The organism is Faecalicatena sp. (assembly GCF_058819085.1).
The window spans coordinates 123,674-139,261 of the sequence record NZ_JBZUUL010000038.1; the positions used below are offsets into that span (position 1 = coordinate 123,674).

The window sequence follows — 15,588 nt, forward strand, 5'->3', positions numbered from 1 at the left end:
CTGTCCTGGTTAACCCAGAGCAGTCTCTTTGCCTATTGTAAAATGGTCCGCTTTCAGGATGGCATAAGCCTCTTCGTACTTATTTTCACGCATCAGAAGAACCATCTTTTTAAGGTTTTCATTTGTTTGGGCGATATCCATCCCGTTTCTGACCGAATTGAGTCCCATGCGGATCAATTCGGAAAGGTTGTTTTCATAGATCCGGTTGATCCGGTCATTTTCGAGGATACTTACGATCTCCATATGCATATTAGTATCGGCGATCTCCCATTGGAAAATGTCACCGGCTGCGGCACACATGCGGACAAGCTTTTCCTCGATGCGGTAGGAATACTCTTCGAATCGCCCGGAGGTGAAGATCAGACGGAATGCACTGCCCTCGAGAAGCTCACGGAGCTGGTAGATCTCACGGATATCTTTGTCAGTGATCTCCTTTACTGTCATGGATTTATAATAATCGGTGACGATCAGGCCTTCGGACTGCAGCATCTTGATTGCCGTGCGTACAGGGTTGCGGCTCATATTCAGATCCGCAGTAAGCCTGGCCTCAGTCAGCTGCATACCGGGAGGATAAGTCAGGTTTAGGATATTGGTGCGGATGGTCTCGTAAGCCTGATCCGCCAGGGAAACATGTTTTTCAGCCATAATGGTACCTCTGTGATGTATTTAGAATCTTAATTGTATACGAAATGGGTTACTGTATACAAATTATATAGGAAATCAAGGAAGATTGCAACTTAGATGTAAGGAAATGGGGTGAGAGCACATGGCAGAAGTAAGGAAACGTATTGTATTTTATGGCAGGGTGCAGGGTGTTGGTTTTCGTTACACTGCAAAATACCTCGCCCAGTCGCTGGGATTGACCGGCTGGGTGAAGAACGAATGGGATGGCACTGTGCTGATGGAGGTCCAGGGACGGGAACCCATGATCAATAAGCTTCTGGTGGGGTTGAACCAGGGACATTTTATTTCGATCGAGTGGATGGATACAAAAGAAATACCACTGGATACGGAGAGCAGCTTTACGGTGAGGTAAGGGAATTTTCTTACGGATATAGATTGACTTCTGATAAGGGAAATGTTATATTGTATCCAAGAGATGAAAATGTATACAAAATAATATATTGTATACAAATGAATTTCAAAGGGGTCTGACCCCTTTGAGGCACATTGTGAAATATTGGACGAATCAGACAAGGAGGAGCATTATGAAATTAGGATTTATCGGTACAGGTAATATGGCTGGGGCGATCATGGGCGGCATCATCAAAGAAGGGATATTCAAACCGGAAGAGATCATCGGTTCCGACATCTTTGAACCAGGCAGGGAAAGAGCAAAAGCTGCATATGGCATCAATGTAACGGCAGATAATAAAGAGGTGATCGAGAAAGCAGAGGTGGTCGTGCTTTCTGTAAAACCGCAGTTCTATGCCTCTACGATTGCAGAGATCAAGGATTATGTAAGGGATGAGCAGATCATCATCACGATCGCACCGGGAAAAACACTGGCTTGGCTGGAAGAGCAGTTCGGAAAAAAGGTGAAGATCGTACGCACTATGCCGAATACACCGGCTATGGTAGGCGAGGGTATGACAGCGGCTTGTGCCAATGAATATGTGACAGAAGAGGAGCGAAACTATGCAGTCAGCATTTTAAGTGCGTTCGGTAAGGTCGAGGTGATTCCGGAGCGACTGATGGATGTCGTTGTTTCTACAAGCGGAAGCTCCCCGGCATATGTATTCATGTTCATTGAAGCAATGGCTGACGCAGCAGTTGCCGATGGAATGCCGAGAGCCCAGGCTTATAAATTTGCTGCACAGGCAGTTTACGGAAGTGCGAAGATGGTTCTTGAGACAGGAAAACATCCAGGAGAATTAAAAGATATGGTATGCTCTCCGGCAGGAACTACGATCGAGGCGGTACGTGTATTGGAGAAGAATGGTTTTAGAAGCGCTGTGATTGAAGCGATGAAAGCCTGCGCTGAGATTTCTAAGAATATGTAATTTAACCTCATATCATTATGAATATCAGGCCGGTTCCTGCTGATGCGGGGCCGGTCTTTTGTGATTTCGTAAAGCAGTGACTACAGGGAATTATTTCAAAGGGGTCTGACCCCTTTGAAATCCTTTGCACGTTCTGTTTTTTATGGTAGAATAGTAAATAAGAAATTTACGAAAAGAAGGTTAGTGATTATGGAGACGGAAAATAAGGGTGTGAAAGCAAGGATCGTATCGGCGGCATGGCAGTTATTCCATGATAAAGGCTATGATCACACAACAGTGGATGATATCATAGAATTATCGGGAACTTCCAAAGGTTCTTTTTATTATTATTTTAACACTAAGGATGAACTGCTGAGTACGCTGTCCACGGTTCTGGATGATTATTATGAGGAATTATATGCAGGAATGGATCAGGAAATGGATAATTATGAGAAGCTTTTGTATCTCAACTATAAAGTCCATTCCATGATCGAGGAGAAGATCAGTATCGATCTGCTGGCGTCTCTGTATTCTACGCAGCTGATCGCAAAGGGACAGAGACACCTTTTGGATCAGAACAGGGTATATTACAGGCTGATCTCCAGAGTGGTGGAGGATGGACAGAAGAAGGGGCAGATCCGCCAGGACAAGTCGATCAGTGAGATCACCAAATATTATTCCCTGTGTGAGCGTGCGCTGGTCTCAGACTGGTGTCTGAGCAAAGGAGATTATTCGCTGGGAGAGTACAGCAGAGAATATATGCCCGTTATGATGGAACATTTTAAAGCTTAGAGTATCATTTCTTAAAATGAAAATAAAAAGGCCATACCAGGAGGTTTCGGATGAATATTCAAGGATTACAAAAACTGACGCTTTTAGATTATCCGGACAAGGTAGCATGCACGGTTTTTACCGCAGGCTGTAATTTCCGGTGTCCATTCTGCCACAATGCGTCACTTGTTACGCATGTGAATCCCGGTAATGATATTCCTGTGGAGGACATCCTGGCATTTTTAAGGAAGCGCCGTGGAGTTCTGGATGGAGTCTGTGTCACAGGAGGAGAACCACTTCTGCAGCCGGATATCATGGATTTCATTAAACAGGTGAAGGAATTGGGGTATTCTGTGAAGCTTGACACGAATGGAAGCATTATAACCAGACTGCGACAGTTAGTGGAACAAGAGCTTGTGGATTATGTGGCGATGGATATTAAGAATGCCCCGAATAAATATGGGGAAACGATCGGTATTGAAGGGTATAACCTGGAAAATATTCTTCAAAGTGTAGACTATCTCAAGTCTGGAGCAGTCCCATATGAGTTTCGGACGACAGTTGTCAGAGAATTTCATAAGAGGGAAGACTTTGCTGCGATCGGGCGCTGGCTCAAGGGAGCCGAGAGGTATTATCTACAAGGCTTTGTTGACTCAGGGGATCTGATCCGGGATGGTCTGAGGGCATACAATAAGGATATTATGGAGCAGGCATTGGAGATCGTGAAAAGGAACGTACCGAATGCAAAGCTGCGCGGTGTAGAATAATAGGTCGGGAAAGTTTCTATAGAAAGAATATTCTGATAATACAATAAATTTATAAACAACAATATGTAGTTGTAAACTCAAAAGTTGACACTATATATTGTTGTTCTTTTGTTGACAAGATACCAGGGCAGTGATAGAATACTCTTAGATGCCCAACTGGAATGGTTGGGCAAAAATTATCTGGCATCGTTTAAAGAAAGGGGCGACCGTACAATATGTATCAGGTTACAAAAAGAGATGGAACAATAGCGGACTTCAATCTGTCCAAGATCAGCGAGGCGATCAGGAAAGCATTTGAAGCCCAGGAGAGGGAGTACAACCAGGACATTATTGATCTGCTTGCATTAAAGGTAACGGCAGATTTTGAACCAAAAGTAAAAGAAAGTCTTGTATCCGTGGAGGATATCCAGGACAGTGTCGAATCTGTATTGATAAAGACAGGATATGCAGATGTCGCAAAGGGTTATATCTTATACAGAAAGCAGAGAGAGAAGATCCGTAATCTGAATTCTACTCTGCTTGACTATAAAGAGATCGTGGACAGTTATGTCAAGATCACAGACTGGAGGGTAAAGGAAAACTCTACGGTGACTTACTCTGTGGGCGGACTGATCTTAAGCAACTCCGGAGCTATCACTGCGAACTACTGGCTGTCGGAGATCTACGATGATGAGATCGGAAAGGCACACAAGAATGCCGATATTCACATCCATGACTTGTCCATGCTGACCGGTTACTGTGCAGGCTGGTCCTTAAAGCAGCTGATCCAGGAGGGGCTGGGAGGAATTCCGGGAAGGATTACATCTTCTCCTGCAAAGCACTTAAGCGTTTTGTGCAACCAGATGGTGAACTTCCTGGGGATCATGCAGAATGAGTGGGCCGGTGCACAGGCATTTTCTTCTTTTGATACCTACCTTGCACCATTTGTCAAGGCAGATCATTTGACGTATCCGGAAGTGAAAAAATGTGTGGAATCCTTTATCTATGGCGTGAATATTCCGTCCCGCTGGGGAACACAGGCACCGTTCTCCAATATCACATTAGACTGGACAGTGCCCAATGACCTTGCTAATCTTCCGGCGATCGTAGGCGGAGTGGAGCAGGACTTTACATATGGTGACTGTAAGGCAGAGATGGATATGATCAATAAAGCCTTTATAGAGACTATGATCGAGGGAGATGCTGACGGACGCGGATTCCAGTATCCAATACCGACCTACTCCATTACAAAAGATTTTGACTGGTCTGATACAGAGAATAACCGCCTTTTATTTGAAATGACGGCTAAGTACGGAACCCCGTATTTTTCAAATTATATCAATAGTGACATGGAGCCGAGTGATGTCAGAAGCATGTGCTGCCGTCTGCGTCTGGATCTCCGTGAGCTTCGTAAGAAATCCGGCGGTTTCTTCGGAAGCGGTGAGAGTACAGGCTCTGTGGGAGTGGTTACGATCAATATGCCAAGGATCGCCTATCTGGCTGAGAATGAAGCGGAATTCTATAAGAGACTGGACAAGATGATGGATATTGCTGCAAGCTCCCTTCATACAAAGAGAGTGGTCATCTCCAAGCTGATGGAGGAGGGACTCTATCCATATACAAAGAGATACCTTGGTTCCTTTGATAACCATTTTTCAACGATCGGTCTGATCGGTATGAATGAAGCAGGACTGAATGCAAAATGGATCAGAAAAGATATGACTTCTAAGGAAACACAGGAGTTTACAAAAGCAGTACTAAACCATATGAGAGACAGACTTTCCGACTATCAGGAGATGTACGGTGATCTATATAATCTGGAGGCAACACCTGCTGAGTCTACGACATATCGTCTGGCAAAGCATGACGTGGCGCAGTTCCCGGATATCATCACAGCGGCAGAGGGCGATGGGACACCATATTATACGAACAGTTCTCATCTGCCTGTTGGATATACAGAGGATGTATTCGAGGCTCTGGATATTCAGGATGAATTACAGACATTGTATACGTCAGGAACTGTATTCCATACCTTCTTAGGAGAAAAGCTTCCGAACTGGAAGGCAGCGGCTTCTCTTGTTAAGAAGATCGCAGAAAATTACAAGCTGCCGTACTATACGATGTCACCGACGTATTCTATCTGCAAGAACCATGGGTATATTACCGGGGAACATTTCAAGTGTCCGCATTGTGGAGAGGAGACAGAGGTATACAGCCGTATCACAGGTTATTACCGTCCGGTAAAGAACTGGAATGATGGAAAGGCGCAGGAATTCAAGGACCGCAAGGTTTACGATATTTCAAATTCCCACCTGAATGTCAGAACACAGGAAGCGAAAAAGGCAGAGAGTGAACTGCATGCTTCTCAGGGAGAGACAAAGACTCTTCTGTTTACGACAAAGAAGTGCCCGAACTGTAAAATTGCGACCAACTATCTGGAGGATGCCAACATTTCCTATGAAGTAGTAGATGCCGAGGAAAATAAGGACCTTGTGAAGAAATACGGAGTCATGCAGGCCCCGACATTGATCGTGATCGACAGCGAGGGTGTACAGAAGATGGCAAATGCTTCTAATATCAAGGCTTATATAGACGAGCAGTAGAAAACATGTATACCAAAAGGGTATGACAGAACAATATGCCGAGGGCGCAGACAGATGATTGTCTGCGCCCTCGGTATGTTATAGAAAAGCTTTAATCCATAAAGAATTTGGAACCCATCCATCCTTTGATATGGCGGAGCATTGTCTCATCCGGCTCGATCAGAATGCAGGTATTCTTCTGATCCAAAGAGATCATGATGGCATAAGCCTTCGCATTCGCATCCCCGGAAGAAAAATCAAGAGTCTTTCCAGGATGGCTGGAATTCAGTCTCGGTGATCCTTTCGGAGCAATGATCTCGGCCTGCTGGATGTCAAAAGTAAGTAATTTCTTTCTTTTGGACTTATTGTAGATCACATCCACCTGCATGTCATGATTCAGTAAGGTATACTCATATTCTACATTCAATTTCGGAAATACGAAGTAATATGCCAGAAAAGCAAGCACGACTGTGATCAATATTCCCAAAAAGCCAAGCAGAGGAAACGTGAAAAGCAGAATCACTGCAAGCAGAGCGATCGTTGCGATCCGGATCACTGTATCAGTTGGGCGGGATTTGCGGGCTACCAGTTGTTCGTAAAAAGCGTCATTCATATCAGGAGTTCCTTTCTGTCTGTAAATAATTGATTACCATAGTAGCTATTTTAAAAGTCATAGCATCCTCAAACTTCCGAATATCCAGGCCGGTTCGTTTCTCGATCTGTTCCAGACGGTAGATCAGCGTATTCCTATGCATATGCAGCTGGCGGGACGTCTCGGCGATATTCAGGTTGTTCTGGAAGAACTTGTTGATCGTGGCAGTTGTCTCCTCATCGAAGGTCCTGGGGACCTCACCGCCAAAGATTTCCTTTAAAAAGTTCTCACAGATCGAAACCGGAAGCTGATAGATCAGTCTGCCGATGCCGAGCTGGTTATAGGGAAAGATGGTCTGTTCAGAATAGAACAGCTTTCCTACCTTTAGTGCAAGGCTTGTCTCTTTGTATGCGTTAGCCAGCTCCATAAGTGTATCAACAGTGCCGCTGTATGCAGTCTGGACAGAGGTAAGAGCCTCCATATTCAAGGTATCCACGATCATATGGGCAAGCCGTCCGATATCCTCAGCTGTCTCCGTTGTCTTTAAAGGCCGGAGTATCACAAGGCTGCGTTCCCCCATGCTGACCAGGTATGTCTTGGATTGGGAAGGGAATAGGTTCTTTAAGACTTCCATGATCGTTTCATCAACCGGACCCTTTGTCTCCACCAAAAAAAGCGCCCGGGGAGCCTCAGCATCGATATGCAGGCGGGCCGCACGTTCAAAAACGTCATAAGAGGGGATCCCGTCTGTCATGAGTGTCTGGAGAAAATGATTTTTATTATATTTCTCCTTATACGCAAGAGAAAGACAATGGATCTGTGTGAGTGCAAGCTCTACTTCCTCCGGAGTCCTGGCCTTTACATCTAAAGCGATGCCTGTTATTCTTTTTAGTTCTGCTAATGCCTTGTCAAGTTCCTGTGCAGATGCCATATGTGTCTCCTATGTTTGTATAATTATGGTATATCAGATAGAATCAAAGAGGCCGCACTTCAATAGCACAGCCCCTCTCAATTCCATATTCTTATTCTAGAACATTAGTTTACAATCGTCAACTCTGTTTCTTTGTCAAATACGTGGATCTTCTCCATATCCAGAGCAAATACTGCAGCATCGCCGTTTCTAAGTGTTGTACGAGGATTAACACGTGCAGTCATCTGTGTGCCTTCTACATCAAAGTACAAGAATACTTCTGCACCAAGCAGCTCATATACCTTAATTGTAGACTTGATCACGCTGTCAGGTGAGTTAGCGATAAATGTCTCTGAATCATGTACATCCTCAGGACGGATACCAAGAACAACTGTCTTTCCGTCATAACCGCCCTCGATCAGAGGTTTCTTCTTGGATGCAGGAACTTTCAGGACATGCTCTCCAACTGTAAGAGTTACATTGTCTCCGTTCACTTTCACAACAGCATCCATAAAGTTCATCTGAGGTGAACCAATGAATCCGGCAACGAACAGGTTGCAAGGTGTATTGTACAGGTTCTGAGGTGTATCTACCTGCTGAACGATACCGTCCTTCATAACAACGATTCTTGTTCCCAGTGTCATAGCCTCTGTCTGGTCATGTGTTACATAGATGATTGTTGCGCCCAGATTTTCATGAAGCTTGGAGATCTCGATACGCATCTGAACTCTCAGCTTTGCATCCAGGTTGGAAAGAGGCTCATCCATAAGGAATACCTTAGGATTACGAACGATAGCACGTCCCATAGCAACACGCTGTCTCTGTCCACCAGATAAAGCCTTTGGCTTACGGTCTAATAATTTCTCAAGGTCCAGGATTCTTGCAGCCTCACGAACCTTTTTGTCGATCTCATCTTTTGGAACTTTACGGAGCTTTAATCCAAAAGCCATGTTGTCATATACAGTCATATGAGGATACAGAGCGTAGTTCTGGAATACCATCGCGATATCACGGTCCTTAGGCTCTACATCATTCATAACCTTTCCGTCGATCTCCAATGTACCGCCGGAAATATCTTCCAAACCAGCGATCATACGAAGTGTTGTAGACTTACCGCATCCAGATGGTCCTACAAAGATGATAAATTCTTTGTCATCGATATCCAGATTGAAATCTTTAACTGCGTGAAATCCGTTAGGATATATTTTCTGAATTCCTTTTAATGATAAACTTGCCATTTTAATAGCCTCCTTGAAAATAGGGTTTCGTTGTTTTCTGTGATTAGTATAGTAAAAAAAGGAGACAAGGACAATATCACGAGTGACCAAAAAAAAGAAAAAAAAGTGTACATTTCAACCAGATTGCTATATTCATTTTGATATTTGGAAGATGAGGAGGAGTGTGATATACTAATACAGCAAACTTAGGGTGTAAAATAGATTAGAATCATAAAGGAGACAGAGATGGAGAACCAAAAGAAGAGTCTGTTGTCAATACATTTAGCAGTCCTGCTGTTCGGGCTGGCTGGCCTGTTTGCCAAGTGGGTACAGCTGCCGGCTGTAATCATCGTGCTTGGACGTGTTATTTTTTCGTCTTTGTCATTGTTTATCCTGTTAAAGGTAAAAAAGGGGAGTATCCGTCTGGAAAGCCGGAAGGACTATGTATTGATGGTTACGGCGGGAATTGTTCTGGCAGTACATTGGACGACATTCATGCAGTCGATCCAGACCTCTACGGTAGCGATCGGGACACTGACTTTTTCCACCTTCCCTTTATTTGTTACGTTTTTGGAGCCTGTTTTGTTTCATGAGAAACTGAGAGCATCCAGTGTGGTCTCTGCGTTCATCATGCTTCTGGGAGTCCTATGCATCGTGCCGGAATTTGAACTTGGCAACGCCATGACGCAGGGAGTGGTGTGGGGAATGATCTGCAGCTTTACATATGCGGTCCTGTCCCTATTAAACCGTCTTTTTATGGAAAAATACACCAGCAGCGTGACGGCATTCTATGAGCAGGCAACAGCCAGTTTTGTGCTGCTTCCGACACTATTTGTACTTAAGCCTTCTGTCACTGTAAGAGATATTGTGGTCCTGATCTTACTGGGGGTTGTTTTTACAGCAGTTGCACATACTATGTATATAGAAGGATTAAGACATGTGAAAGTGCAGACGGCAGGTATCATTTCCGGGCTGGAATCCGTATATGGGATCATTGCGGCATTTCTGTTCTTAGGTGAAAAGCCCGGGATTAAGGAGCTGATAGGCGGAGCAGTGATCTTAGGTGTTGTATTCTATTCTACAAGGTTATCCTCGAAAGAAGATATCTCAAACGAGGCGGCATAAATTTAGTTCAGGAGGCAGACATGAAAAAGATTTTGGATTATTTTACAATAGATGGTGAGATTGGAGGGAACCAGGACTGGTTCCGTAATATCGTCATGCATGTAGGAGGATGCGCGGCAGCAACAGCATGTGACAGTTGTATCTATTTTGCACTGCATCAGGGACAGAGGCATCTGTATCCATTTGATGTGCAGAACCTTGAGAAGGAAGATTATATTCAGTTTTCCATGAAGATGAAGCCTTATATCAAACCGAGGGCAGGCGGTGTGAAAAAACTGAGCATGTTCATAGATGGTTTTTCTAACTATTTAAAAGACGTGGGGGACACCCGGCTTGAAATGGAAGAATTTGCAGGAGAGCATACACATCAAGAGGCGGCGGCTCTGATCAAAGAGCAGATTGACGCCGGCTTCCCGGTGCCGTATCTCATGCTGCGTCACACAGACCCAGAGTATAAAGACTTTGTGTGGCATTGGTTTTTGTGCTATGGCTATGAGGAAACAGAGTCGGATCTCTTGATCACCGTGGCTACTTACGGGGAGGCTTCGACCTTTTCATTAAAGGACCTCTGGAATACAGGATACGAAGAAAAGGGTGGATTGATCAGGTATTTAAGAAAATAATTCCAAAGTTTTCATAGAATGGGCACAATTTTCTTTTACAATGTTAGTGTTCAAAGGTTGGAATGGGACCACATTTGCAGCGAAAGGAAATATGATATGATAAGAAAACCGAAGGAAGCGCATGGAAAGAAGGCAAAATGGATTGCCCTGCTCGTCCTGGCATTTACTGGAGTCAGTATTTTTGGCGGGACTACGGCTATCTCCGCTATGGAGGCCGCGGCAGGCAGAATATTGGGGACACCCGATGAGGAGCAGACTGAGGCACTGACAGAAGAAGAACAAAAGCAGCTCAAGGAGATAGAGCAGGTTTATGATACCGCTGAGCAGGCAGAGACAGAGAAACAGATTGAAGCCAAAAAGAAGGAAAATGAATACACAATGGACCATATGCTGATCCAGTATAATCCATTTGGCACGAACACGCAGTCAGCATATGTATACTTTAAGACGGAGAATCCGGCGAAGATCACCTATACGGTGAGTGTTTCGGATAAGGAGATCAAAGACTTTACACGCAAGGTACCGCAGGAGAAGGAATATCAGACAGAGCACGAATTTCAGGTGCTGGGTCTGATCCCTGACATGGAAAATAAAGTCACATTTACGATCACAGAGGAGAATGGAAGAGTCACAAAGCGTTCCTATGCTTATAATATGGGCAGCCTGTTAGGGAATGAGGAGGTCAAGCTTGAAACGAACATCAAGGAAGAGGCAGCGGACCAGCTTTCAGACGGATTGTACGTGGTGCTAGGCAATGATGATTCCCATCTGGATTTTATGTATTATTATGACAATGACGGAATCCTGCGCGGGGAAGTCCCTCTGCTTGGTTACCGGAGCCACAGGATCTTATTTGACGAGCATACCATGTATTATAGTATTTCCGAGTCGAGGATTGCAGCAGTGAACCGTCTGGGACAGGTCGTGGCGGTCTATGATCTGGGAGATTACAGTCTGCACCATGATTATGTGTTCGATGATGAAGGCAATATCCTGATCCTGGCTACAGATGGCAGACAGGACAGTGTGGAGGATGTGGTAGTGAAGCTGGATGTTCAGACCGGGCAGATCACGGAAGTTTTGGATCTGGGAGATCTTCTGGGCAGTTACAAGGCTTCCTGTGTGAAAAATGCGGATGGCGATCTGGACTGGATGCATATCAACACGATCCAATGGCTGGGGAATGGACAGATACTATTGAGCTCCAGGGAGACATCGACGATCTTTAAGGTCAGCGGCCTGTATCAGTCACCTCAGATCGAGTATATGATCGGAGCGGACAAGTTCTGGTCCGGGACCGGATATGAGAACCTGTTGTTTACAAAGAGTGGGGACTTTACGATCCAGGGCGGACAGCATTCTGTTACATATGTCAAAGACAATACCCTGAAAGACGGGCAGTATTATCTGTATCTGTATAACAATAATATCGGTTATAGCGAGTCAAGGCCGGATTTTGACTGGAACAGTGTGGGGCTGACGAATACGGGGGCAAAGGATGGCAGTACTTCATACTATTATAAATATCTGGTCGATGAGAACAGCAGGACCTTCCAGCTTGCAGAATCCTTTAAAGTGCCTTATTCCGGCTATGTAGGCAGTGTACAGGAAGTGGATGGTAAGATTGTTACAAACTCCGGGTTTGCAGGGGAGTTTAGAGAGTATGACGAGAAGCATCATCTTCTGGCAAGCTATAAGATGGGGGTGGAAAAATTCATATATAGGGTGTATAAGTATGAATTTTAATACATAAAAGAAAAGAACCGCCGCAGAGGAAACGAATGAGAATCTGATATGCTCCCTTCTGCGGCGGTTTTTATGTGCTATTTGTTTACAATGTAAGGACAGTCCCTGCCCTCCAGAACATCGATCAGGTTCTGAACAGAGGCCTGTGCCATATTCTTCGTTGCTTCCTGGGTATGTGCACCCGTGTGAGGGGTCACCACAACATTCGGAAACTCAAAGAGTGCACAGTTATGGGGCGGCTCTACCTCGAAGGCATCCAGTCCAAGTCCGCCAAGACGCCCTTCTTTTAACGCTTCGTAAGCTGCAGCTTCATCAATAATGCCCCCTCTTGAGGTATTGACAAGAATTGCACTCGGTTTCATTTTGGAAAAGGCTTCTTTCCCGATCAAATGCTTTGTGGAATCCATGAGAGGAAGATGAAGGCTGATCACGTCTGACTTTTCCAGCAGCTCATCAAAGCTGCATACCAAAATATTATGCTCTTTGCAATACTGCTCATTTATAAAAGGATCGTATGCCGCCACATTCATTTCAAATCCTTTCGCACAGCGGGCAACGACCTTTCCAATCGCTCCAAGTCCCATGATACCGATTGTCTTGTGCTTTAATTCAACACCGGTGGAACGGAGCCATTCTCCCTCTCTTGTTGTTGAATTTAAATGAGGTACTTTCCTCGCTGCGGCGAGAATCAATGCCATGGCAAGCTCTGCAACAGCCTCTGCATTCACGCCCGGAGTATTGGTTACAATGATGCCCATTTTTTTTGCGGCAGCAATATCAACGCGGTCGTAACCTGCGCCATAACGTGATATAACTTTCAGGTGAGAACACTCGTCCAGGACTTTTTTCGTGATAAAATCAAGTCCGGCCAGATAACCGTCACAATCTTTTAAAAGTGGGATTAGTTCATCTTCCGTTAATGGCCTGCCGGTTGGATTGAAGACAAGGTCATCGGTGTAGGACTTCAGGGTCTCAAGTGCCTCTGAGGGTTTGCCAGGCTGAAGGGAAGTTGGTGTTACTAATATTTTCATAGGTACCTATCCTTTCTAAAGTTATCAGATCTTTATGAGCCGTCAGCTTAGGCCGTCTAAGTTATTTCAGGAGAGAAACGGCTTCTGCAGTGAGATTTTTGATCTCATCAAATCTGCCTTCATTGATATATGTATCCTTAACCATCCAGCTGCCGCCGCAGGCTATAATTTTTGGAAATGCCAGATATTCCAGGAGGTTGGCTGCACTGATCCCGCCTGTCGGCATAAAACGGACAGAGGGGAAAGGAGCGGCAAGCGCTTTGATCGTATCCAGCCCGCCATATTGTTTTGCAGGAAAGAATTTCACGATCTTTAAATTGTATTCCATTGCTGCCATGATCTCGGTGGGTGTACAGGTCCCGGGCAGTACCAGCACATTATGGTCAATGGCAAATTCTACAACAGGACGGGAAAATCCCGGGGAGACGATGAAGGAGGAACCTGCATCGAGTGCTTTTTTTGCCTGCTCTACATTGACTACAGTTCCGGCACCTACGATCATATCGGGAAAAGCCCTTTTCATAGACTTTATGGAGTCATAGGCTGCTTCGGTACGGAATGTGACCTCTGCAACTGGAAGTCCCCCATCACATAAGGCCTGAGCCAGCGGGACAGCATCCTCTACACGGTCCAGCTTTACAACTGGTACAAGTTTTTTTCTTCGATCTGTGAGATAAGTGAGTTCATAAAATACCTTCCTTTCTTCTAAAGGGTGAGTGCCTGTACGCAGTTTGTTACAGATATGAGGTGGAGCTGTTCCTGCGTAATGCCGGCATCCAAAAGTAATCGGTTAAATGTTGTCAGGATATAGTCCAATCCAACGGCATCCTGAGCGTAGGATTTTAGGCGGGCTCGTGTCGTATCCAGGGAATAGAGAAGCTGCGTCTCATAACCTTCCTGGATCAGGTCTCTGATAAGCCCGGCTTCATGTTCATCGCTATGGTATTTAAACCTGCCTATTGTGTCATATTCCAGATAACAGCCATGCCTGAGTATATCCAGATGCAGCTGAAAGTCAGGGCAGGCTCTGTCCATGTGGCAGAAGATCAATCTGGCAGGGGCTGCACCCAGTGAGAGCAGATGATCAAGGAGTCTTGTGGGGTCTGTATTCTGCTCTACGTGGATCATGATATTTTTGTCCGTAACTAGAGCTGCTTTTACAGCCGCGTCAAAAAGCTTCTGATATCTGCAGGTAAGACCTTCAGTATCCAATGCAGTTTTGATGATTCCGGCACGGGAAGGACATTGGGATTTTTGGAAGACATGATCAATGTCTGTATACATCCCGTTTGTCAATTCTTCTATAAAAAATTCAGTAAGCATTTCTTCCGTGGCGGTGTGAATCCAATGAGAGGCCGGATAAAACAGCAGCTTGTGAAACCCGGTGGAAGCAATAATATTGACACCAGAGGAAGCAGAAATGTCTGCAAGCCCGGATGCCATACGGCTGCATCCTCCCGGCTGTGCATCGATGATGGAATGTCCGCCGGCTCTTTTATAACGGATGAGTTCCAGCGCACTTTTATCTATATCATCTATGCAGAGTGCAGGATTGACCTCAAAAGAACGCCCTTTGCTGAGCAGGATATGCTCATGGCATTGGCAGAAACCCAGTTCATTCCCGCTGATCGGCCCAAGTACTGTCATTATATTTCGCATAGAGTCACCTGTATCTTTACTTCCAATGTGGATTGTCTATAATAACGGGTTTTCCGTCCTTTTCCACGATCAGTTTATGGTATCCTTTTGTTTCGATCGTCCCATAATCATGTCCCGCATCAGCGGCAAAGGTATAGAAAAGTATAAGTGGTTTTTCCCCTGTGTTAACGGTGCGGTGTGCGTAAGAGCGGGGAACATAGACTGCCTGTCCTTTAGAAAGCTCCAGCTCCATGGTATCCCCCGAAGGATCTTCCAGCACCATAAAGCCTTCTCCGTCTAAGGTGTAATAAACCTCTGCAGTTTCTAACACGGTATGGAAATGCCCCTTAGTCATGTAATATTCACTGCCGACCCTGCCAGGATAAAGAATTGTGGTTCCAAAGGCAAGATCCCCTGCTCTTTCGGGGCAGCCAAGTTCATGAAATTCATAAATGAGAGGATCCTCCGTCTCGAGCAGTTTCTCTGCGGCCTCTCTGTCGCAGAACATCTTCTTCATCTGTGACAGGGTGCGTTTTGTTGTCTTCGCGTTGTCAGAACGTCCGCTCTGCAGATCAAAATCTACTAAAAAGCCTTGATCCCAATTAAATTGATTCATTGTACTACC

Annotated in this window: 16 protein-coding genes; 8 read left to right on the forward strand and 8 right to left on the reverse strand. The window is 45.0% G+C overall.

Features of this window, described 5'->3' with window-relative positions; genetic code table 11:
- Positions 1-9 precede the first annotated feature (9 nt).
- Positions 10-645: a GntR family transcriptional regulator gene (locus AC4OGX_RS18020; protein ID WP_493332055.1), complete on the reverse strand. Its 636-nt coding sequence runs from the start codon at positions 643-645 to the stop codon at positions 10-12.
- 121 nt (positions 646-766) lie between these two features.
- Here AC4OGX_RS18020 and AC4OGX_RS18025 point away from each other — a divergent pair, with 121 nt between their 5' ends.
- The 5 genes from AC4OGX_RS18025 to AC4OGX_RS18045 all read left to right on the forward strand — a co-directional run bounded on the left by AC4OGX_RS18025 (position 767) and on the right by AC4OGX_RS18045 (position 6,102).
- Positions 767-1,036: an acylphosphatase gene (locus AC4OGX_RS18025; protein ID WP_493332056.1), complete on the forward strand. Its 270-nt coding sequence runs from the start codon at positions 767-769 to the stop codon at positions 1,034-1,036.
- Between the two features lie 172 nt (positions 1,037-1,208).
- Entirely contained in the window at positions 1,209-2,003 is a 795-nt protein-coding gene (proC, locus tag AC4OGX_RS18030) for a pyrroline-5-carboxylate reductase (protein WP_493332057.1), read from the forward strand.
- Between the two features lie 189 nt (positions 2,004-2,192).
- Positions 2,193-2,774 (forward strand): TetR/AcrR family transcriptional regulator, encoded by a 582-nt coding sequence (locus AC4OGX_RS18035; RefSeq protein ID WP_493332058.1) that lies wholly within the window; start codon positions 2,193-2,195, stop codon positions 2,772-2,774.
- A gap of 50 nt (positions 2,775-2,824) precedes the next feature.
- Positions 2,825-3,520, forward strand: coding sequence for an anaerobic ribonucleoside-triphosphate reductase activating protein (locus AC4OGX_RS18040; RefSeq protein ID WP_493332059.1), 696 nt, complete (start codon positions 2,825-2,827; stop codon positions 3,518-3,520).
- 215 nt (positions 3,521-3,735) lie between these two features.
- On the forward strand, positions 3,736-6,102 hold the full coding sequence (locus AC4OGX_RS18045; protein ID WP_493332061.1) for a ribonucleoside triphosphate reductase: 2,367 nt from the start codon (positions 3,736-3,738) through the stop codon (positions 6,100-6,102).
- A gap of 91 nt (positions 6,103-6,193) precedes the next feature.
- Here AC4OGX_RS18045 and AC4OGX_RS18050 read toward each other — a convergent pair whose 3' ends face one another.
- The 3 genes from AC4OGX_RS18050 to AC4OGX_RS18060 all read right to left on the reverse strand — a co-directional run bounded on the left by AC4OGX_RS18050 (position 6,194) and on the right by AC4OGX_RS18060 (position 8,821).
- Positions 6,194-6,694, reverse strand: a complete 501-nt coding sequence (locus tag AC4OGX_RS18050; RefSeq protein ID WP_493332062.1) for a DUF6106 family protein — start codon at positions 6,692-6,694, stop codon at positions 6,194-6,196.
- A gap of 1 nt (position 6,695) precedes the next feature.
- On the reverse strand, positions 6,696-7,604 hold the full coding sequence (locus tag AC4OGX_RS18055; RefSeq protein WP_493332063.1) for a PucR family transcriptional regulator: 909 nt from the start codon (positions 7,602-7,604) through the stop codon (positions 6,696-6,698).
- A 104-nt stretch (positions 7,605-7,708) separates the two neighbouring features.
- Positions 7,709-8,821, reverse strand: a complete 1,113-nt coding sequence (locus AC4OGX_RS18060; RefSeq protein ID WP_493332064.1) for an ABC transporter ATP-binding protein — start codon at positions 8,819-8,821, stop codon at positions 7,709-7,711.
- Between the two features lie 225 nt (positions 8,822-9,046).
- Between AC4OGX_RS18060 and AC4OGX_RS18065 the strand changes: the two genes are divergently transcribed.
- The 3 genes from AC4OGX_RS18065 to AC4OGX_RS18075 all read left to right on the forward strand — a co-directional run bounded on the left by AC4OGX_RS18065 (position 9,047) and on the right by AC4OGX_RS18075 (position 12,294).
- Positions 9,047-9,925 (forward strand): DMT family transporter, encoded by an 879-nt coding sequence (locus AC4OGX_RS18065; protein ID WP_493332065.1) that lies wholly within the window; start codon positions 9,047-9,049, stop codon positions 9,923-9,925.
- A gap of 20 nt (positions 9,926-9,945) precedes the next feature.
- On the forward strand, positions 9,946-10,548 hold the full coding sequence (locus AC4OGX_RS18070) for a hypothetical protein (RefSeq protein ID WP_493332066.1): 603 nt from the start codon (positions 9,946-9,948) through the stop codon (positions 10,546-10,548).
- A 96-nt stretch (positions 10,549-10,644) separates the two neighbouring features.
- Complete coding sequence (locus tag AC4OGX_RS18075; RefSeq protein WP_493332067.1) at positions 10,645-12,294, forward strand: aryl-sulfate sulfotransferase; 1,650 nt, start codon at positions 10,645-10,647, stop codon at positions 12,292-12,294.
- A 77-nt stretch (positions 12,295-12,371) separates the two neighbouring features.
- Here the strand turns inward: AC4OGX_RS18075 and AC4OGX_RS18080 are convergent, their stop codons facing one another.
- The 4 genes from AC4OGX_RS18080 to AC4OGX_RS18095 form a co-directional block, all read right to left on the reverse strand.
- Positions 12,372-13,325 (reverse strand): phosphoglycerate dehydrogenase, encoded by a 954-nt coding sequence (locus tag AC4OGX_RS18080; protein ID WP_493332068.1) that lies wholly within the window; start codon positions 13,323-13,325, stop codon positions 12,372-12,374.
- Between the two features lie 61 nt (positions 13,326-13,386).
- Positions 13,387-14,112 (reverse strand): bifunctional 4-hydroxy-2-oxoglutarate aldolase/2-dehydro-3-deoxy-phosphogluconate aldolase, encoded by a 726-nt coding sequence (locus tag AC4OGX_RS18085; RefSeq protein ID WP_493332139.1) that lies wholly within the window; start codon positions 14,110-14,112, stop codon positions 13,387-13,389.
- Entirely contained in the window at positions 14,031-14,972 is a 942-nt protein-coding gene (locus tag AC4OGX_RS18090) for a phosphotriesterase family protein (protein ID WP_493332069.1), read from the reverse strand. Before AC4OGX_RS18090 ends, AC4OGX_RS18085 begins: the two co-directional genes overlap by 82 nt.
- A gap of 28 nt (positions 14,973-15,000) precedes the next feature.
- Positions 15,001-15,579, reverse strand: a complete 579-nt coding sequence (locus AC4OGX_RS18095; protein ID WP_493332071.1) for a glucose-6-phosphate isomerase family protein — start codon at positions 15,577-15,579, stop codon at positions 15,001-15,003.
- Positions 15,580-15,588: the final 9 nt, after the last annotated feature.

Bases quoted from the DNA above. Each gene is read 5' to 3' on its own strand.
- AC4OGX_RS18020 (WP_493332055.1), bottom strand. From the start codon at position 645: ATGGCTGAAAAACATGTTTCCCTGGCGGATCAGGCTTACGAGACCATC.
- AC4OGX_RS18025 (WP_493332056.1), top strand. From the start codon at position 767: ATGGCAGAAGTAAGGAAACGTATTGTATTTTATGGCAGGGTGCAGGGT.
- AC4OGX_RS18060 (WP_493332064.1), bottom strand. From the start codon at position 8,821: ATGGCAAGTTTATCATTAAAAGGAATTCAGAAAATATATCCTAACGGA.
- AC4OGX_RS18090 (WP_493332069.1), bottom strand. From the start codon at position 14,972: ATGACAGTACTTGGGCCGATCAGCGGGAATGAACTGGGTTTCTGCCAA.
- AC4OGX_RS18080 (WP_493332068.1), bottom strand. From the start codon at position 13,325: ATGAAAATATTAGTAACACCAACTTCCCTTCAGCCTGGCAAACCCTCA.
- AC4OGX_RS18075 (WP_493332067.1), top strand. From the start codon at position 10,645: ATGATAAGAAAACCGAAGGAAGCGCATGGAAAGAAGGCAAAATGGATT.
- AC4OGX_RS18040 (WP_493332059.1), top strand. From the start codon at position 2,825: ATGAATATTCAAGGATTACAAAAACTGACGCTTTTAGATTATCCGGAC.
- AC4OGX_RS18045 (WP_493332061.1), top strand. From the start codon at position 3,736: ATGTATCAGGTTACAAAAAGAGATGGAACAATAGCGGACTTCAATCTG.
- AC4OGX_RS18055 (WP_493332063.1), bottom strand. From the start codon at position 7,604: ATGGCATCTGCACAGGAACTTGACAAGGCATTAGCAGAACTAAAAAGA.
- AC4OGX_RS18065 (WP_493332065.1), top strand. From the start codon at position 9,047: ATGGAGAACCAAAAGAAGAGTCTGTTGTCAATACATTTAGCAGTCCTG.
- AC4OGX_RS18035 (WP_493332058.1), top strand. From the start codon at position 2,193: ATGGAGACGGAAAATAAGGGTGTGAAAGCAAGGATCGTATCGGCGGCA.
- proC (WP_493332057.1), top strand. From the start codon at position 1,209: ATGAAATTAGGATTTATCGGTACAGGTAATATGGCTGGGGCGATCATG.
- AC4OGX_RS18070 (WP_493332066.1), top strand. From the start codon at position 9,946: ATGAAAAAGATTTTGGATTATTTTACAATAGATGGTGAGATTGGAGGG.
- AC4OGX_RS18095 (WP_493332071.1), bottom strand. From the start codon at position 15,579: ATGAATCAATTTAATTGGGATCAAGGCTTTTTAGTAGATTTTGATCTG.
- AC4OGX_RS18050 (WP_493332062.1), bottom strand. From the start codon at position 6,694: ATGAATGACGCTTTTTACGAACAACTGGTAGCCCGCAAATCCCGCCCA.